General features: G+C 36.9%; 17 protein-coding genes. 12 read left to right on the top strand and 5 right to left on the bottom strand.

Translation table 11 applies throughout. The features are described from left to right. Positions 1-94 precede the first annotated feature (94 nt). Complete coding sequence (locus ADM50_RS06495) at positions 95-637, bottom strand: TetR/AcrR family transcriptional regulator (protein ID WP_000665080.1); 543 nt, start codon at positions 635-637, stop codon at positions 95-97. A gap of 128 nt (positions 638-765) precedes the next feature. Here ADM50_RS06495 and ADM50_RS06490 point away from each other — a divergent pair, with 128 nt between their 5' ends. After that, positions 766-3420: a YhgE/Pip domain-containing protein gene (locus ADM50_RS06490; RefSeq protein WP_049484959.1), complete on the top strand. Its 2655-nt coding sequence runs from the start codon at positions 766-768 to the stop codon at positions 3418-3420. A gap of 21 nt (positions 3421-3441) precedes the next feature. Here the strand turns inward: ADM50_RS06490 and ADM50_RS06485 are convergent, their stop codons facing one another. Both ADM50_RS06485 and ADM50_RS06480 read right to left on the bottom strand, forming a co-directional pair. Next, on the bottom strand, positions 3442-5994 hold the full coding sequence (locus ADM50_RS06485; RefSeq protein ID WP_049484958.1) for a YfhO family protein: 2553 nt from the start codon (positions 5992-5994) through the stop codon (positions 3442-3444). A 61-nt stretch (positions 5995-6055) separates the two neighbouring features. Then, positions 6056-7678: an ATP-binding cassette domain-containing protein gene (locus tag ADM50_RS06480; protein ID WP_000958793.1), complete on the bottom strand. Its 1623-nt coding sequence runs from the start codon at positions 7676-7678 to the stop codon at positions 6056-6058. A gap of 195 nt (positions 7679-7873) precedes the next feature. Between ADM50_RS06480 and trpS the strand changes: the two genes are divergently transcribed. Further along, a complete protein-coding gene (gene trpS, locus ADM50_RS06475; RefSeq protein ID WP_049484957.1) occupies positions 7874-8899 on the top strand; it encodes a tryptophan--tRNA ligase in 1026 nt (341 codons plus the stop codon). A gap of 162 nt (positions 8900-9061) precedes the next feature. After that, a complete protein-coding gene (gene guaB, locus ADM50_RS06470) occupies positions 9062-10540 on the top strand; it encodes an IMP dehydrogenase (RefSeq protein WP_000073416.1) in 1479 nt (492 codons plus the stop codon). A gap of 52 nt (positions 10541-10592) precedes the next feature. On the opposite strand, the gene recF is transcribed toward guaB, so the two are convergent. Together recF and yaaA are read right to left on the bottom strand one after the other, a co-directional pair. Then, positions 10593-11690, bottom strand: a complete 1098-nt coding sequence (gene recF, locus ADM50_RS06465; protein ID WP_049484956.1) for a DNA replication/repair protein RecF — start codon at positions 11688-11690, stop codon at positions 10593-10595. A 2-nt stretch (positions 11691-11692) separates the two neighbouring features. Further along, positions 11693-12061, bottom strand: coding sequence for a S4 domain-containing protein YaaA (yaaA, locus tag ADM50_RS06460; RefSeq protein WP_049484954.1), 369 nt, complete (start codon positions 12059-12061; stop codon positions 11693-11695). Positions 12062-12221: 160 nt separating this feature from the next. Between yaaA and yfmF the strand changes: the two genes are divergently transcribed. Genes yfmF through mreD form a run of 9 tightly spaced genes read left to right on the top strand, consistent with a single transcriptional unit; the run spans position 12222 to position 19973 of the window. Next, entirely contained in the window at positions 12222-13472 is a 1251-nt protein-coding gene (gene yfmF / locus ADM50_RS06455; protein WP_049484953.1) for an EF-P 5-aminopentanol modification-associated protein YfmF, read from the top strand. Continuing rightward, positions 13469-14752: an EF-P 5-aminopentanol modification-associated protein YfmH gene (gene yfmH, locus ADM50_RS06450; RefSeq protein WP_049484951.1), complete on the top strand. Its 1284-nt coding sequence runs from the start codon at positions 13469-13471 to the stop codon at positions 14750-14752. The genes yfmF and yfmH overlap by 4 nt, the downstream gene beginning before the upstream one ends. Before the next feature lie 35 nt (positions 14753-14787). Continuing rightward, positions 14788-15609, top strand: a complete 822-nt coding sequence (gene rodZ / locus ADM50_RS06445) for a cytoskeleton protein RodZ (RefSeq protein WP_049484950.1) — start codon at positions 14788-14790, stop codon at positions 15607-15609. 10 nt (positions 15610-15619) lie between these two features. Beyond that, positions 15620-16165 carry a CDP-diacylglycerol--glycerol-3-phosphate 3-phosphatidyltransferase gene (gene pgsA, locus ADM50_RS06440; protein WP_049484949.1) on the top strand — a complete coding sequence of 182 codons (546 nt, stop codon included), beginning with the start codon at positions 15620-15622 and terminating at the stop codon, positions 16163-16165. After that, entirely contained in the window at positions 16162-16989 is an 828-nt protein-coding gene (locus tag ADM50_RS06435) for an energy-coupling factor ABC transporter ATP-binding protein (RefSeq protein WP_049484947.1), read from the top strand. Before pgsA ends, ADM50_RS06435 begins: the two co-directional genes overlap by 4 nt. Then, positions 16974-17813, top strand: a complete 840-nt coding sequence (locus ADM50_RS06430) for an energy-coupling factor transporter ATPase (protein WP_049484946.1) — start codon at positions 16974-16976, stop codon at positions 17811-17813. Before ADM50_RS06435 ends, ADM50_RS06430 begins: the two co-directional genes overlap by 16 nt. Then, complete coding sequence (locus tag ADM50_RS06425) at positions 17806-18600, top strand: energy-coupling factor transporter transmembrane component T family protein (protein WP_049484944.1); 795 nt, start codon at positions 17806-17808, stop codon at positions 18598-18600. Before ADM50_RS06430 ends, ADM50_RS06425 begins: the two co-directional genes overlap by 8 nt. A gap of 60 nt (positions 18601-18660) precedes the next feature. Next, positions 18661-19476: a rod shape-determining protein MreC gene (gene mreC, locus ADM50_RS06420; RefSeq protein ID WP_049484942.1), complete on the top strand. Its 816-nt coding sequence runs from the start codon at positions 18661-18663 to the stop codon at positions 19474-19476. 2 nt (positions 19477-19478) lie between these two features. Continuing rightward, entirely contained in the window at positions 19479-19973 is a 495-nt protein-coding gene (gene mreD / locus ADM50_RS06415) for a rod shape-determining protein MreD (RefSeq protein WP_001237913.1), read from the top strand. Positions 19974-20006: the final 33 nt, after the last annotated feature.

Below are 20006 nucleotides of genomic sequence, written 5' to 3'. Positions count from 1 at the left end.
TTGGTAGTAGCGCATGACTGTTAATCATGATGTCGTAGGTTCGAGTCCTACTGGCGGAGTCAGATAAAAAAAGAACACCATTGGTGTTCTTTTTTTAGTTGACATCACCTAACATTTTCATAAGGAAGTCTGTCATTTCTTGTGGACTTTCTTTTTTTCCGTGAGCAATCCAAGTCTGGCAAACACCAAATAGGGCATTTGTTAGATAAATACTGCTGTATTCTAATTCTATTGGAGTGAGTTGTAATTTCATAAAGCGTTTCTGAAGGTCGGTGCTAAGCATAATGTGAAGCTTATTTCTCAAGAAATTTTGGATTTCTTTTGTCCCATTTTCAGATAAGAGTGCAGCCAAGAGTGGCTCAGACTCTAAATATTCAAATACTTCTAAAATAGCATCTCTTTTGTGATGAGCATGTTTTTGGAAAATATACTCAAAGGTATGAAATAGCTTACTTTGGTAGAGTTCAATCATATCATACTTATCCTTGTAGTGAGTGTAAAAGCTGGAACGACTAATTCCGGCTTTTTCTGCTAACTTGACAGTAGAAATTTGATCAAAGGGCTGGTCCATCAATAATTGAACCATGGCATTTTCGATAATTCGTTTTGTTTTTAAACGTTTGTTACTTTCTTTCATAATTCCTCCTTGTAAACAAAAATAGACTATGTGTCTAAAAAAATATTTTTTACCTTGTAATTTAGATTTTTTGATGTATAATCTATTATATCAAAATTTTAGACAATATGTTTAAAAAAGGAGAAAACATGTTTAAAGAATGGAAAGCAATATTTAAAAAACCGACCTTTATCATTGTAATGATAGGGATTTCTCTCATTCCAGCTTTATACAACATTATATTTTTATCATCCATGTGGGATCCATATGGTCAAGTATCGGAGTTACCTGTGGCAGTTGTCAATAAAGATAAGGAAGCTTCTTATAATGGACAGACAATGACAATAGGTGAAGACATGGTGTCTAATTTAAAAGAAAATAAGGCTTTAGATTTTCACTTTGTTAATGAAGAAGAAGGTAAGAAGGGACTAGAAGACGGTGATTACTATATGGTAGTCACTTTGCCAAGTGACTTATCTGAAAAAGCTGCTTCTATTCTATCAGATCACCCAGAACAAATGACCATTAACTATCAAACTTCTAGCGGGCATAGCTTCATTGCAAGTAAGATGAGTGATTCTGCCATGACACAGTTAAAACAGAATGTTTCTGCTAATGTAACCGAATCCTATACGGAAGCTTTATTTCAAAAGATGGGTGATTTAAAATCCGGTTTAACGAAGGCAGCCGATGGAAGTGAACAATTGGCTAACGGGGCCAGTCAGTTAGCTGTAGGAAGTCAGACATTGTCTTCAAATCTTGCTACTTTAGCTAGCTCAAGTTTAACCTTTTCGGATGGAACAGATCAATTTACAAAAGGGTTGACAACGTATGTCACAGGAGTAAAGCAACTGAATAGTGGCTTAGGAACATTTAATGATGGTTTACAGAACTATACAAGTGCGGTTTCACAGGTTGACACAGGACTTAATCAATTATCTTCGAAAACTCCAGAATTAGTTGCAGGTGTCAACCAGTTAAATACAGGGATGAAGTCATATGCTGGTGGAGTTTCACAACTCAATTCAGGTCTCAGTCAATTTTCGGTTGGTGTCAATGCCTATACAAGCGGAGTTGACAAATTATCTGTTGGTACAAACCAACTATCAAGTCAATCAGATACATTGAGAGACGGTATTACTCAATTAAATAAAGGAATCAAAGAAATATCCACACAATTAAATACTTCATCTCAACAGAAAGAGGATATAACACAGTTAGCAAGCAGTTTAGATGAGTTGAATAAGTCTCTCCAATCAGTTACAGTTTCAGATAATACTGATCTTAAAAATACAATATCTAATGACTTAACAAATATAACGACTCTTGCTCAAACTATTGTGACTAATAGTCAAGCAGAGCAAGAGAAAACTCTTACAAATCTTCAAGCAACAGCAACTTATCAATCTCTCACTGAAACTCAGAAAAAAGAATTGACTGAAGCTGTTTCAAATAATTCTAATTCTACGATAGAGTCAGCAAAAGCAATTTTAACGACGGCAGGAGATTTAAAAGAAAATTTAGGAAGTATAAACCAACCAGTCTCTAATCTTTCTACTTTACAGACTAAAGCAAATCAACTTTTACCTATAGCGTCTAGTTCCTTGACATCTATGTCAAGTGGATTTACACAGTTGCAAAATGCTGTAGATAATCAGTTAGTTCCCGGAAGTCAATCAATTGAAAATGGAGTTAATGCGTATACTAAGGGATTGGATACTATTTCTTTAGGTGTAAATCAACTAAGTGAAAAGAATACAACTTTAACAACAAGTTTGGATCAATTGGTTTCTGGCTCAACCAAGTTGACAGAAAACTCTTCAAAATTGACAACTGGTTTGGATACTCTAGCTGGGAAAACTCCAGAATTAGTAACAGGTATTGAAAAACTATCATCTGGTTCTGCTCAATTGAACAATAAGAGTCCAGAGTTAATAGCAGGTCTTACTAAATTACAATTTGGCTCTGATCAATTAACAGATAAATCAACACAGTTACTTTCTGCAGCATCTCAACTAGGAAGTGGCGCTATGAAGATTGCAGATGGTGCTGGAAAACTAGCAGATGGTGGAACAACCTTAACCTCTAGTCTTGAAAATTTACAGACAGGAGTTGATTCATTAGGACAAGGATTAGGTAATGCAAATACTCAACTTAAATCAGCTTCAACAGAATCTAAAAATGCAGAAACATTATCTGAACCTCTAGTTCTTTCAAAAACAGATAACGAAAAAGTTCCTGTAAATGGGATTGCCATGGCTCCTTATATGATATCAGTTGCTCTTTTTGTTGCTGCTATATCTACCAATATGATTTTTGCTAAGTTACCTTCTGGACGTCACCCAGAGAGTCGTTGGGCTTGGTTGAAGTCTCGCTCTGAAATAAATGGGATTATAGCTGTCTTAGCAGGTGTTTTAGTTTATGGAGGTGTCCATCTTATTGGTCTAACAGCAAATCATGAAATGAGAACCTTGTTCTTAATTATTATCGCAAGCTTAACATTTATGTCTATGGTAACTGCATTAACAACTTGGAATAGCCGTATAGGAGCCTTCTTCTCTCTTATTTTACTATTATTACAGTTAGCATCAAGTGCGGGGACCTATCCCCTTGCATTGACAAATGATTTCTTCAAAGGTATCAATCCATGGTTACCAATGAGTTACTCTGTATCAGGTTTACGACAAACAATCTCTATGACAGGAAATATTCATCACCAAGTGATTTTCCTTATTATAACTCTAGCTTTCTTTACTGCTTTAGGTATGCTAGCTTATCAACCTAAGAAAATGGAAGAAGATTAAAAAGATTGACCAATTCTTTGGTCAATCTTTTTCTGTCTTAGATAAATTTCGTCTGTGATTATAGATCCCAAAAAGAAGAAGGGCAGTTAATGAGCAGGTTGCTCCAATAACAAAACCATTGGGGATAAAGGAAAGTGTAATGGTGCCTTTTCCCTTTGGAACATCAACTTTCATAAAACCAGTCTGAGCCTGCTTGATTTCAAGTTTTTTCCCATCTTGGTATGCAGACCAACCTTTGTCATAAGGAATGGTGAAGAAAATAGAGGTATCCTGTTTGACCTCATAAGTAGCAAATACCTTGTTTTTAGAAGTTGATACCTCTACAGGCTGTTCTTTAATCTTCTTGATTGCCTCAGTCAAAGCTTGGGTATCTAAACGATAGAAGGTTGGATTTTCAAATGACACTTGAGAATTTCCAGGAAAGCTAACACTGATATTGAAAGTTTTTTGTTCTTCTGTATAGCCTAAATTAAAGAAATTAAATGCATTGTCAGTTGTAAAAGTCTTCTTTTCTCCATTGACAAGGATGTCAACTTTCTTTTGTTTATCATTAGTAAAATGAAGATTTGAAAAAGAGAGATAGACTTGACTATTTTGAGGAACCTCAATTTGATAATCAATCTTTGCATCTTCATTCGCAGAATCTGTGATGCTGGTTAAACCATCTGAAGTATCTGTTTTATCATATGCTATTTGGGAGAAGTAATCCAAGTTGAGATTAGTAAGCTGGTTTATAAATAAAGCTTGATTATCTAGAGTGTGATTATTAAAGTTTACATCGGTATAAATAGATTGAGTGGCAAAGGCAATGGGTAAAGAGAGTTGATTTTTATATAAGGTTAAATGATCCTTTTGATAAATCTCTTGAAAGCCATACTTATCAAGTGAAGTTTCAGAAATATTGTACTGGATTCCAAATAAACTATCTGCTAAAAGACTGTTATTTGCATAACGGAGATTAAGGTTGGTTCCAGAGGATTTGAATCCCAGTTTATCCAAACTAGTGCTAGCTGAACGATTTCGTACAGACGAGAATTGAGAGATTCCGTTGTAGTTAAATTTCATACTGTCATTTCCCGTCTGAATTTGCAGTTTCTCAGTACGTGTAAATGGATTGTCAATTTGGTTTAGAATGGATTCCATAGTGGTGATATCCCTATTATAGGCGCTACGAGAAGCAAAGGCCCATTCTTTAGCAATTCCTTCCATTTGAGATGATGCATTTAAGCTTATCTCAGCTGTTATAAATAAAGACAAAAGAATTGCAAACAGATTTACAGAGATAAATTTTCTAATGACTGCAAGAAGTAAAAGAGCATAAACTAGTAGAAATTCAAGAGTGAGTAGGATATTCAAATCAGTTAAAAAAGAATAGTGTGATTTAAAATAGACAGTGGCCAAAAATCCTGTTAGTACAAGAAAAAGGGAGACAAATAGATTCCACAGCTTCAGTTCTTTCAGACGATTTAAGACTTCTGCTGCAGTATAAATTAACAGAGTGGAAAAAATCCAAGCATAGCGATGCAAAAACATATTTGGGGTGTGCATCCCTTGCCAAAATAAATCAAGTGCTTCTATGTAAAAGCTTGTTATTAAAAAAGTAAAGAAAATTGCATAGGTAAGTTTCACGTGAAACCTTATGGATTTTATTGTGAAAAATAGAATGGTTAAAATAAAAGGAAGCAATCCAACAAAAATCATTGGTATAGATCCATATTTAGTTGTATCAAAAGATCCAATGAATTGTTTTGCAAAAATATCCAAATACCAGCTACTATTTGTCTTTAATTTTGTGATGGCAGTCAACTTCTCTCCATGAGTTTGTAAATCAAACAGTGTAGGAAGAGTCATAATCAAACTAGCCATTCCTGCTAAAAAGGAGGTAACAACAAAATCAAGAAAAGATGATTTTCGAGTTTTAAAGTCCCAAGAAATTTGGCAGAGATACCAGAAAATAAGAAACAATGCTGTCATATACCCAAAATAATAATTTTGAATAAATAAGATTGACAAACTTGTAAAGTATAGTAGGCGCTTCTTTTGTGTTATAAGTAGGTGTAAACCAGTTATAATTAAAGGAATCAAGATAAAAACATCTAGCCAGGTTTTAATCTCTAACTGACTGACAGTGAAGCTCATTAAAGCATAGGAAGTAGATAAGGCAAGTTTTAAAAATTTTGGGATATCTTTAAATAATCTAGTCAAACTAAAGAAGGTTGACAGACCAATCAATCCAAATTTTAATAGAGTGGTCAGATAAACAGCATCTGGCATATTCGACAGATTAAAAAAGTAAACCAGAGGTGAGAGAAAACTACCCAAGTAATAACTAGATAGAGCATAGAAATTCAGTCCGAGGCCACTTGTAAAGGTGTAAAACAAACTACCATTTCCATGTAAAATATTTCGTAAAGCCACATCAAAAATAACGTATTGATGGAAACCATCTCCTAATAGTGGAGATGTATCGCTATTCCAGTAGATACCTTGAGTTAGGTATACTCCAGTCATAATTACTAAAGGAATGATGAAAGAAACAAAATAGGTCCAATATGTTTTAAAAAATGATTTCATGTTACCTCGTAGAATGATAGAAAACTCAGTTGGTTCCCCCAACTGAGTTTTGAAATCTTATTTAATCTTTCCAAAGTTCTTTAACTTTTGCTTGTACTTCTGCATTTTCTAGGAATTCATCATAGGTTTCATCGATACGATCAATGACGCCATTCTTAGACAAAACAATAATATGGTTTGCTAAAGTTTGAATGAACTCGTGATCATGACTAGCAAAGATGATTGATTCTTTAAAGTTTTTCAATCCATCGTTCAAGCTTGAGATAGATTCCAAGTCCAAGTGGTTTGTTGGATCATCAAGTACAAGGACATTTGATTTCAAGAGCATGAGTTTTGAAAGCATGACACGCACTTTTTCTCCCCCTGATAAGACGTTTACAGGTTTGTTAACCTCATCTCCAGAAAAGAGCATACGACCAAGGAAACCACGTAGGAAGGTATTGTCATCTTCTTCTTTACTTGCAAATTGACGCAACCAGTCAAGGATTGACTCTCCTCCTGCAAAATCAGCCGAGTTGTCTTTTGGCAAGTAAGAACGGCTAGTAGTAACTCCCCACTTGACAGTTCCTTCATAGTCGATGTCACCCATAATGGCGCGAATTAATGCAGTCGTTTGGATGTCATTTTGTCCAATAAGAGCTGTCTTATCACCTGGACGCAAGATGAAACTAATATTGTCTAGGATAGTTTCGCCATCAATCTTTACAGTTAAATTTTCTACTGTCAAGAGATCATTACCAATCTCACGTTCTGCTTTAAAGTTGATAAATGGGTATTTACGACTAGAAGGAACAATTTCTTCTAATTCAATCTTGTCAAGCATTTTTTTACGAGACGTTGCTTGTCTTGACTTAGAAGCGTTGGCAGAGAAGCGAGCAACGAATTCTTGCAATTGCTTAATTTTTTCTTCTGCCTTGGCATTACGGTCTGCTAGCAATTTAGCAGCAAGCTCAGAAGATTCCTTCCAGAAGTCGTAGTTTCCGACATAGAGTTTGATTTTTCCAAAGTCAAGGTCGGCCATATGAGTACACACTTTGTTTAAGAAGTGACGGTCGTGGGATACTACGATAACGGTGTTATCAAAGTCAATCAAGAAGTCTTCTAGCCAAGTAATAGATTGGATGTCCAACCCGTTGGTCGGCTCGTCCAAGAGAAGAACATCTGGTTTGCCAAAAAGTGCTTTGGCAAGGAGAACCTTCACTTTTTCACCATTGGCCAATTCGCTCATGTTTTGATAGTGCAATTCTTCTGGAATGTTTAGGTTTTGAAGTAGTTGAGACGCTTCACTTTCTGCTTCCCAACCTCCAAGTTCAGCAAATTCACCTTCAAGTTCAGCTGCACGAACACCATCTTCATCTGAAAAATCTTCCTTCATGTAAATGGCGTCTTTTTCTTTCATGATGTTGTAAAGTTTTTCATTTCCCATAATAACGACATCAATAACTCGCTCATCTTCATAGTCAAAATGATTTTGACGGAGAACAGAGAGACGTTCATCTGGACCAAGAGAGATGTGACCAGTTGTAGGCTCGATATCACCAGCTAAGATTTTTAAGAATGTAGACTTCCCAGCACCATTAGCACCAATTAATCCGTATGTATTTCCTTCTGTAAATTTGATATTGACATCATCAAAAAGTTTGCGATCACTAAAACGTAGTGAAACATCAGATACTGTAAGCAATGTTTTTCTCCTATAATATGTAATACATTTATTCTACTAGAAAAGAGAGAAATATTCAAATTTTTGTTTGTCAATTTTATGTCAATTAAGTTTACAGGTTTATTTACAAAGAGTTAGTCGTTTGATTTAAATAATTTTCTGTTATTTTAACAAAAAAATGCTATAATTGAAGAGACCATTTCGAAGGAGAAAAAAATGACGAAATCCATTATTTTAACAGGAGATCGCCCAACAGGAAAACTACATATTGGACATTATGTTGGGAGTCTTAAAAATAGAGTATTACTGCAGGAAGAAGACAAGTATGAGATGTTTGTTTTTTTGGCGGACCAACAAGCATTGACAGATCACGCCAAAGACCCTCAAACGATTGTAGAATCGATTGGGAATGTTGCCTTAGATTACCTAGCAGTTGGGTTAGATCCAAGTAAATCAACCATCTTTATTCAAAGTCAGATTCCAGAGTTGGCTGAGCTGTCTATGTACTATATGAATTTGGTGTCACTAGCTCGTTTGGAACGGAATCCGACAGTAAAAACAGAGATCGCTCAGAAAGGGTTTGGAGAAAGTATTCCGACAGGATTTTTGGTTTATCCGATTGCGCAAGCAGCAGATATTACTGCCTTCAAGGCTAATTATGTTCCTGTTGGGACAGATCAGAAACCAATGATTGAGCAAACTCGTGAGATTGTTCGTTCCTTTAATCATGCTTATAATTGTGAGGTCTTGGTGGAGCCGGAAGGTATTTATCCAGAAAATGAGAGGGCAGGGCGTTTGCCAGGTTTAGATGGAAATGCTAAAATGTCTAAATCCCTTAATAATGGTATTTATCTAGCTGATGATGCGGATACGTTGCGTAAAAAAGTCATGAGCATGTATACTGATCCAGACCATATTCGAGTTGAGGATCCAGGTAAGATTGAAGGAAACATGGTTTTCCATTATCTAGATGTGTTTGGTCGTCCAGAAGATGCTCAAGACATTGCAGATATGAAAGAACATTATCAACGTGGTGGTCTTGGTGATGTGAAGACAAAACGTTATCTACTTGAAATATTAGAACGCGAACTTGGTCCTATTCGTGAGCGCCGTATCGAATTTGCTAAGGATATGGGAGAAGTGTACAATACGCTTCAAAAAGGTAGTGAGAAAGCGCGTGAGGTTGCGGGGCAAACTCTATCTGAAGTTAAGGGAGCAATGGGACTAAATTACTTTAAATAATAGATAAAATATGAATTGTAAAACTATCTCTTCCATAGGATCACAGGGATAGTTTTTTTATGATTTCTACCATAAATATAATTGACAAATTTTCATAGAATGGTATGATAGATACAATACAAAAAGAGTCAAGCTCAAAAAGAAAGAAAAGAGGAAACTTCAATGTCTAATTGGGATACTAAATTTTTAAAAAAAGGTTTTACCTTTGATGATGTATTGCTCATTCCAGCAGAAAGTCATGTGTTGCCTAATGATGCAGATTTAACAACAAAATTGGCAGATAATCTGACTTTAAATATCCCAATTATAACAGCTGCCATGGATACAGTCACAGAAAGTCAAATGGCCATTGCTATTGCTCGTGCGGGTGGTCTTGGAGTAATCCATAAAAATATGTCTATTGCGCAACAGGCGGATGAAGTTCGCAAGGTAAAACGTTCTGAAAATGGTGTTATTATTGATCCATTCTTCTTGACTCCAGAACATACCATTGCTGAAGCAGATGAGCTGATGGGACGTTACCGTATCAGTGGTGTGCCAGTTGTGGAGACACTTGAAAATCGTAAATTGGTTGGTATTTTAACAAACCGAGATCTTCGCTTTATTTCAGACTACAATCAGCCAATCTCAAACCATATGACTAGTGAAAATCTTGTTACTGCTCCTGTTGGTACAGATCTTGCAACAGCTGAAAGCATTCTTCAAGAACACCGTATTGAAAAACTTCCTTTGGTTGATGAAGAAGGTCGTCTTTCTGGTTTGATTACTATCAAAGATATTGAAAAAGTGATTGAGTTTCCAAATGCTGCTAAAGATGAGTTTGGTCGTCTCTTAGTTGCAGGTGCAGTAGGTGTTACTTCAGATACATTTGAACGTGCAGAAGCCCTTTTTGAAGCAGGAGCGGATGCCATTGTTATTGATACTGCCCATGGTCACTCTGCTGGTGTTCTACGTAAAATCGCTGAAATTCGTGCTCACTTCCCAGACCGCACTTTGATTGCTGGAAATATTGCCACTGCAGAAGGTGCGCGTGCTCTTTATGATGCAGGTGTAGATGTTGTCAAAGTCGGTATCGGACCAGGTTCTATCTGTACCACTCGTGTGATTGCAGGGGTTGGTGTCCCACAAGTGACAGCAATTTATGATGCAGCAGCAGTTGCGCGTGAATATGGAAAAACAATCATTGCTGATGGTGGAATCAAGTATTCTGGAGATATTGTAAAAGCCCTTGCTGCAGGTGGAAATGCAGTTATGCTTGGATCAATGTTTGCTGGAACAGATGAAGCTCCAGGAGAAACGGAAATCTTCCAAGGGCGTAAGTTTAAGACTTACCGTGGTATGGGATCAATCGCTGCAATGAAGAAAGGTTCAAGCGATCGTTACTTCCAAGGTTCTGTCAATGAAGCAAACAAACTCGTTCCAGAAGGAATTGAAGGCCGTGTTGCCTATAAAGGAGCAGCAGCTGATATTGTCTTCCAAATGATTGGTGGTATTCGCTCTGGTATGGGTTACTGTGGTGCAGCTAACCTTAAAGAACTACATGATAATGCTCAATTTATTGAAATGTCTGGGGCTGGTCTAAAAGAAAGTCATCCTCATGATGTGCAAATTACTAATGAGGCACCAAACTACTCCATGTAAGTAGTAAAAAAGAACTCCTGATTTTCAGGAGTTCTTTTTGTTTACAGTATTGTCAATGTTGATTTACAGAGATTTTACCATTTTGAATGTTGAAAATACTAAGGTTTTCTGGTAAATTTTGCAAGTGGTCTAAACTTGTTGTTGTAATAAAGGTTTGGATAGATTGAGAAATGGTTTCTAGTAATTTTAGTTGCCGTGTATTGTCAAGTTCACTCATAACATCATCAAGCAGTAGTATCGGAGACTCGTTGGTAATACTTTCCATTAGCTCAATCTCTGCTAGTTTGATAGAAAGTACAAGACTACGATGTTGACCTTGGCTTCCAAAACTAGCATCCATACCATTGATATAAAAAGAAATGTCATCTCGATGAGGGCCGACACCAGTATTCTTTTTAAATAAGTCTCTTGATCTGCTTTTCTCCAAAGCAATTTTAAAGGAACTTGTCAACTGTTCTTCATCAGTGAAGTTGACAGATGATTGATAAGATATTGATAACTCTTCTAATTTATTTGAAATTTCTAAGTGTTTTTTTTGACCAAATTTCTCTAAGTCTTTAATGAATTTTATCCGATGCTTTATAACGCGACAACCATACTCTATTAACTGATCATCTAAGACTGACAGAAATGTTTCATCAATCTTCTGGCTGGATTTTAGATAAGTATTTCTTTGCTTGAGTATATGGTTATAGTTTGACAAGTCTGACAAGTAGATTGGTTTAATTTGTCCCAGTTCGATGTCTATAAACTTTCGACGGACAGAAGGCGCTCCCTTAATTAGCTGGAGATCTTCAGGTGCGAAGAGGACAACATTCATATGTCCGATGTAGTCTGATAGGCGAGCTTGTTTTAAGTGATTGACCTTAGTCACACGCCCTTTTGGCGTTAAATCAATTTCTAGAGGGATAGAGCTTGTTTTTTTCTGTAGCAAGCCAGAAAGATGGAGTTGCTCGTCATCAAAATGAATGAGATTTTTATCTGTACGAGTCCGATGACTACGTGTCAAGGCTAAGAAATAGATTGCTTCTAGAATATTGGTTTTTCCTTGTGCATTTTGACCTAGAAAGACATTTAATTTTGGATTGAAATCAATTTTTGCCTCTTTGTAGTTTCGAAAGGTTTTAATTGTTAAATGTTGGAGCCACATGGTTATCTTCCTGGAAAACGTGGAACTTGTTTGGTTTTAGGAGATGAAGAAGTTTTTTGTTTTTCTTTCTTGACACCTTTATTCAACTCTTTGACAAGTTTAGCAATTCGCTCTTTCTCAATCTTATCTGCTTGATACTCTTCTTGCTCTTTTAAACTTGGTTGTGTCAAGGTGATGTCAATCTTTAAATCAGGAATGTCAATCGTATCTCCAACACGGATTTTTTTCCCACGTCTACTTTCTAACTCACCATTAAAATAAACTTGATGATCTATTAAAAAGGATTTGATAGCACCACCGCTTTGTATAATTCCAAGTTCTTTTAGGAGGGCTTGGAGCGTAATAAATTCTTCAAATAATTTGTATTCCATAATTCACCTCAATCTTTGGTATTATACCATATTTTCCTTGAAATAGCTGAAGGAAAGTTAGCTGAAATGAAAACGGTTTTACTCTTTAAAGCTATAAAGAGAACAAGAAAAATTTTGATTTTCGTGGTATAATAGAACTCTATATGTAAGGAGGTAAGGTATGGAATTAGTGTCTGGAATTTCAGCACATTTTGTTCAATCCAAAAAATTTAAAACAAATAAAATCACTATCCGTTTTACTGCTCCCTTATCTCTTGAGACAATAGCAGGACGCATGTTAAGTGCAAGTATGTTGGAGACGGCAAATCAAGCTTATCCCACATCACAAGCATTTCGCAAATACTTGGCAAGTTTATATGGAACAGATATTTCCACAAGTGCTTATCGTAGGGGACAGGCACATATTCTTGACTTAACATTTACTTATGTGAGGGATGATTTTTTAAGTAAAAAGAATGTCTTGACTTCTCGAATTTTGGAATTGGTGAAACAGACTTTATTTGCTCCCTTAGCTCAAGATGGTGCTTTTGAGCCAGCCTTATTTGAAATTGAAAGAAAACAGTTATTGGCTAGTTTAGCTACTGATATGGATGATTCATTTTATTTTGCTCATAAGGAGTTGGATAGCTTGTTCTTCCATGATGAGCGTCTTCAATTGAGATACAGTGATTTACGAAATAGCATTTCAAATGAGTCTCCAGAAAGTAGCTACACGTGCTTTCAAAATGCTCTGAAGAATGATCGTATTGATTTCTTTTTCTTAGGTGATTTTAATGAAGTAGAAATCACAGAATCGCTGAAGTCATTACCCTTTACAGCTAGAGAGAACGACATCACTATCCAGTACCATCAATCTTATTCGAATGTCCTAAGAGAGGGAATGGTTCAGAGGAATGTTGGGCAATCCATTTTGGAAATGGGCTATCATTCTCCTATAAAATATGGTGATGATCAGCATCTGCCCATGCTTGTTATGAATGGTTTGTTGGGTGAATTTGCACATTCGAAACTTTTTACAAACGTTCGTGAAAATGCTGGAATAGCCTATACAGTCTCGAGTCAATTGGATTTGTTTAGTGGTCTGTTAAGGATGTATGCGGGTATTGATAGAGAAAATCGAAATCAGGCTAGAAAAATGATGAATCATCAATTGCTAGATCTGAAAAAGGGTAACTTTACAGATTTTGAGCTTGAACAAACCAAGGAGATGATTCGACGATCTTTGTTGATGGCTCAAGATAATCAACAGACCTTAGTTGAAAGAGTCTATTTGAATACTCTATTGGGGAAATCAAGCTTTGATATTGATCGATTGGTGGCAAAATTAGAGAGTGTTGATAAAGAAGCTGTATGTAAAGTTGCCAATAGTTTGAAGTTACAAGCGATTTACTTTATGGAAGGAGTAGAATGACAAAGGTTACTTTTGAAGAAAAATACTATCCTGCTGTAAAGGAAATAGTCTACAAAACACAATTGTCAAATGGATTGACAGTTTCTTTACTCCCTAAGCAAGATTTCAATGAGGTTTATGGATTTGTAACGGTTCAATTTGGTTCTGTAGATGCAACTTATACAAGCTTGGAAAAAGGTTTACGTCATCATCCAGCAGGAATTGCCCATTTTCTTGAACATAAATTGTTTGAAAGAGAAAATTCTGAGGATATAATGGCTGCTTTTACTCGATTAGGTGCGGACAGTAATGCCTTTACAAGCTTTACTAAGACCAGCTATCTTTTTTCAACAATTGACCATCTATTAGAGAATTTAGATTTGCTAGATGAGTTAGTTGGAGATGTTCATTTTACAGAAGAGTCTGTTTTGAGGGAACAGGCTATTATCCAGCAAGAACGAGAAATGTATCAAGACGATCCAGACTCACGCTTGTTTTTTGCAACATTAGCCAACCTTTATCCTGATACTCCTTTAGCAACAGATATTGTTGGAAGTGAAAAATCAATTTCTGAGATTCAAGTTTCAAATTTAAAAGAGAATTTTACAGAGTTTTACAAACCTGTCAACATGTCACTGTTTTTAGTTGGAAATATTGATGTAAAAGTTGTTGAGGAATACTTTTCGAAAAAGGGAAAGGAAGGTTCAAACCAGTTTACGGTTTCAAAAGAGCAACTACCCTTGCAGCCTGTGAAGCAAACAGATAGTCTTCGGATGGAAGTTTCTTCACCCAAACTTGCTGTTGCGATTAGAGGTAATGGGCAAATAACAGAAGCTGAGTCTTATCGTTACAATATTTTATTGAAATTACTATTTACGATGATGTTTGGTTGGACTTCTGATCGTTTTCAAAGGTTATATGAGTCTGGGAAGTTAGACGCGTCATTGTCACTTGAGGTTGAAGTCAATAGTCGCTTTCATTTTGTGATATTGACAATGGATACCAAAGAGCCTGTTTCTCTGTCGCATCAATTTCGGAAAGCGATTCGTCAGTTTAGTAGTGATACGGATATTACAGAGGAACATTTAGATCTTGTTAAGAGTGAGATGTTTGGGGAGTTTTTCAGTAGCATGAACTCTTTGGAATTTATTGCAACTCAATACGATCCGATGGATCGCGGAGAAACAATTTTTGATTTTCCGAAAATTTTACAGGAAATTACTTTGGAGGATGTTCTAGAAGCTGGACATCGTTTGATTGATAATGGTGATCTAGTTGATTTTACAATCTTTCCAGCTTAAAAGATGACTAATACTAGAAAGAAGGAATGGTACGTATGAGAAAAAAAACAATTGGCGAGGTTCTACGTTTAGCTAGAATTAATCAGGGATTGAGTTTAGAGGAATTGCAGGAAAAAACTGAAATTCAGTTGCATTTTCTAGAAGCTATGGAGGCAGATGATTTTGATCAACTTCCTAGTACCTTCTATGCTCGTTCTTTTTTAAGAAAATATGCCTGGGCAGTAGAGTTAGATGAAAGAATTGTATTGGATGCCTATGATTCAGGTAGTATGATCACTTATGAAGAGGTAGATGTCGATGAAGAAGACTTGTCTGGTCGCAGACGATCAAATAAGAAAAGAACGTCTTATCTCCCCTTGTTTTATTTCGTTCTATTTGCTTTGTCAATTTTAATTTTTGTCACTTACTATGTTTGGAACTACATCCAAACTCAGCCAAATCCTTCTTCAGCTAATTATAGTGTTGTGAACTCGACTAGTTCCACAACCTCATCTAGTTCATCTTCTAGTAGTCAGACGTCTAGCTCGTCTTCTACTACGGAATCAACTATTACAGTGTCAGGCGAAGGAAACCGCATTGAAGCTCGGTATAAAACGAGTAAGGAAACAGCTACGGTTCAGCTGACTGTTTCGGATGCAACTAGCTGGGTAAGTGTTTCAGGAAGTGACCTTGAAGGTGGTGTGACCTTGTCATCAGACAATAAAAACGCAAAAACAACAGTTTCAACTAAGAATCCCGTTACCATTACTTTAGGTGTAGTGAAGGGAGTTACTGTAACTGTGGACAATCAAACGATTGATACTTCGAAGCTGACAACTCAGACTGGAACTGTAACACTTACATTTACTACAGATTAAGGAAAAATCAATGAAAAAAGAACAAATTCCTAATGTATTAACTATTGGTAGAATTCTCTTTATACCTCTCTTTATCCTTATTTTGACTTTGGGCCATTCACAAGGCAGTCATTTGCTAGCAGCGATAATTTTTGCAGTTGCTAGTGTAACGGATTATCTTGATGGTTACCTTGCTCGCAAATGGAATGTAGTCAGCAACTTTGGAAAATTTGCTGATCCGATGGCCGATAAGCTGTTGGTTATGTCAGCTTTTATCATGTTGATTGAGTTAGGTATGGCTCCGGCTTGGGTTGTTGCTATTATCATCTGTCGTGAACTTGCGGTGACAGGCTTGCGTTTGTTGCTTGTTGAGACGGGAGGGAAAGTTCTAGCAGCAGCGATGCCAGGGAAAATCAAGACCTTTAGTCAGATGTTTGCCATTATCTTTTTGCTCTTACATTGGAATTTAATTGGGCAACTGTTGCTTTATATAGCTTTATTTTTCACCATCTACTCTGGTTATGATTATTTCAAGGGTAGCGCTCATGTATTCAAAGGGACATTTGGTTCGAAATGAAATCGATTATTGAAGTAAAAAATCTGTCTTTTCGTTACAAGGAAGACCAGGAACATTATGACGTTAATAATGTCTCGTTTCACGTGAAACGGGGAGAATGGCTTTCGATTGTAGGTCATAATGGGAGTGGAAAATCGACAACTATCCGTTTGATTGATGGCTTGCTTGAAGCGGAGTCTGGGGAAATCTGGATAGATGGCCAACTGCTGTCCTCTGAGAACGTTTGGGACTTGCGTCGACAAATTGGTATGGTTTTTCAAAATCCAGATAACCAATTTGTGGGGGCGACTGTTGAAGATGATGTTGCCTTTGGTTTAGAAAATCAGGGACTTCCTCGTGAAGAAATGAAGAAGAGAGTGGCTGATTCTTTGGAGTTGGTAGGGATGCTGGACTTTAAGAAGAGAGAACCAGCTCGTTTATCTGGTGGACAAAAACAACGGGTGGCTATTGCAGGAGTTGTTGCCTTGAGGCCAGCTATTTTGATTTTGGACGAGGCTACAAGTATGTTGGATCCTGAGGGACGCAGAGAACTGATTCAGACAGTTCAAGAGATTCGTAAAGACCACCAGATGACAGTCGTCTCCATTACACATGACTTGGAAGAAGTTGCGATGAGTGACCGTGTCTTGGTCATGAAAAAAGGCCAAGTGGAGTCAACCAGTAGCCCAAGAGAACTTTTTTCTCGGGATGACCTTGACCAGATAGGATTAGATGAGCCTTTTACTAATCAATTGAGAGAATCTTTGAGAGAGGCTGGCTATCAGTTGCCGGATGGCTATTTGACAGAAGGAGAGCTAGAGGACAAGCTATGGGAATTACTCTAGAAAATGTGAGCTTTACCTATCAAGAGGGGACTCCCCTATCTTCATCAGCCCTGACTGATGTTTCTTTGACGATTGAGGATGGCTCTTATGCAGCTTTAGTAGGGCACACAGGTAGTGGAAAATCAACGATTTTACAGCTTTTAAATGGCCTATTGGTACCAAGTAAGGGTTCTGTTCGAGTTTTCGATACCGTCATTACCCCTACATCAACCAATAAAGAAATTCGTCAGATTCGAAAGCAGGTTGGTCTAGTGTTTCAATTTGCTGAAAATCAGATTTTCGAAGAGACTGTTTTGAAAGATGTTGCATTTGGGCCGCAAAATTTTGGAGTTTCTGAGGAAGAGGCCGAGAAAATTGCGCGTGAAAAGTTAGCCTTGGTAGGTATTGATGAGTCACTCTTTGAGCGCAGTCCTTTTGAACTTTCGGGTGGCCAAATGAGACGTGTGGCTATAGCAGGTATGCTAGCCATGGAGCCAACTGTCTTGGTTTTGGATGAGCCTACAGCTGGACTAGATCCTCTGGGCAGAAAAGAACTGATGACCTTGTTTAAAAAACTCCACCTTTCTGGAATGACAATCGTTCTGGTAACGCATTTGATGGATGACGTAGCTGCATATGCTGATCAGGTCTATGTTATGGAAAAGGGGCGTTTGGTCAAAAGTGGCAAACCGAGCGAAGTTTTCCAAGATGTAGCCTCTATGGAAAAGGTGCAGTTAGGTGTGCCTAAAATAACAGCCTTTTGTAAACGTTTGGCAGATAGAGGTGTAGCTTTTAAAAAATTGCCAATCAAGATAGACGAGTTTAAGGAGTCGCTAAATGGATAGTATGATTTTAGGGCGTTATATACCGGGGGATTCCATTATTCATCGCTTGGATCCACGTAGTAAATTGCTTGCCATGATCCTGTTGATTTTGATTGTATTTTGGGCTAATAATCCCCTCACCAATCTCATTTTGTTTATGGCGACAGGTATATTTATCGCTTTGTCAGGCGTTTCCCTCTCATTTTTCGTTCAGGGATTAAAATCCATGTTCTTCTTGATCGCTTTTACGACTCTTTTTCAGCTCTTTTTCATTTCAAGTGGAAATGTCCTATTTGAGTTTTCTTTTATAAGAATAACGGATTATGCTTTGCAACAAGCAGGAATCATTTTCTGTCGTTTTGTGTTGATTATTTTCTTTTCAACCTTGCTAACCTTAACGACCATGCCTTTGAGTCTGGCAGCCGCAGTTGAAGCTCTTTTAGCACCGCTGAAACGTGTGAAAGTTCCCGTTCATGAAATTGGTCTTATGTTATCAATGAGTTTGCGTTTTGTTCCAACATTGATGGATGACACGACGAGAATTATGAATGCTCAAAAAGCTCGTGGAGTTGACTTTGGCGAAGGTAGCATCGTTCAAAAAGTAAAGGCTATGATTCCAATTTTAATTCCTCTTTTTGCGACGAGCTTAAAGCGTGCAGATTCATTGGCAATTGCCATGGAAGCGCGTGGTTATCAGGGAGGAAAGGGTAGAAGTCAGTATAGACAGTTGAGATGGAGCCAAAAGGATACACTGACAATTCTTGTGATTTTGGTACTGGGATGTTTCTTATTTTTCTTAAAATCTTAGCAGGTTTGTAGGATTGATAAGAAGCTCAAAGTAGCAGGTTTTTAGTATAAAGGTAGGAATATGAACCGTTTTAAAAAATCAAAATATCTAATCATCGTTTTTGTCACAGTTCTGGCAGTTTCTGTACTATTAGTGACAACCTATTCAAGCGCTATTGTGACGAAACTAGGAGATGGGATTTCCTTGGTAGATAGAATTGTTCAAAAACCCTTTCAGTGGTTTGATACTTTCAAATCGGATTTGGGACATTTGACGCAGACTTACAATGAAAATGAGAGTCTAAAGAAACAGTTTTATCAACTAGAGGTGGAGTCTAATCAATCAGAAAGTTTAAAAAATGAAAATGAACAATTACGTCAGTTGCTGGATATGAAGTCAAAATTGCAGGCTACAAAAACCATTGCAGCAGATGTGATTATGCGAGCTCCAGTATCTTGGAAACAAGAGTTAACAATTGATGTGGGAAGTTCAAAAGGAGCTTCTGAAAATATGTTGGCCATTGCAAACGGGGGTTTGATTGGTAGTGTTTCAAAGGTGGAGGATCATTCAACAACGATCAACCTATTGACAAACACCGAAAATTCAGACAAAATTTCTATTAAAATCCTGCATGGCTCTACTGAAATTTACGGAATTATCGTTGGTTATGATAAGGAATCTGAACTGCTTAAAATTAGTCAATTAAACAGCAACAGCGACATTAGCGCGGGAGACAAGGTGACTACAGGGGGGCTCGGAAACTTTAATGTTAAGGATATCCCTGTTGGAGAGGTTGTTGCTACAACACACAGCAGTGATTATCTAACAAAGGAGGTAACAGTAAAGTTAAGTGCTGACACCAAAAATCTTCATGTGGTAGAGTTAGTGGGGAATTAGCAATGAGACTGTTAAAACAAATTGGTATTTTCTTTTTACTCCCTTTTGTCGTACTAATTGATGCACATATTGGACAATTAGCGGGATCCTTCTTCCCTCACTTTCATTTAGCAAGTCATTTTCTGTTTTTATTTCTCTTGTTTGAGACAATTGAGGTTTCAGAATATCTCTATCTAGCTTATTGCTGTATAGTGGGTTTGGTGTACGATATCTATTTTTTCCACTTGATAGGAATTGCGACACTTCTATTTATCTTGATAGGAGCTTCGCTCCATAAATTTAATAGTGTAATTTTGCTAAACCGTTGGACAAGAATGTTAACAATAGTTGTAATGAGTTTCCTATTTGATATGGGGAGCTATCTCCTTGCCCTTGCTATGGGATTGACAGTAGAATCGATGCCAGTTTTCATCGTCTATAGTCTTGTCCCATCAATGATTTTAAACTTTTTATGGATGCTTATTTTCCAATATATTTTTGAAAAATGTTATCTATAAGAAAGAAATAAAAATGTAACAAAGGCGTAATAT

Origin of the sequence: Streptococcus oralis (assembly GCF_001075675.1) — a bacterium.
In the GTDB taxonomy this organism is placed as follows: domain Bacteria; phylum Bacillota; class Bacilli; order Lactobacillales; family Streptococcaceae; genus Streptococcus; species Streptococcus oralis_V.
Note: the sequence above shows the minus strand (reverse complement) of the source record. Positions and strands in the feature narration are given on the sequence as shown.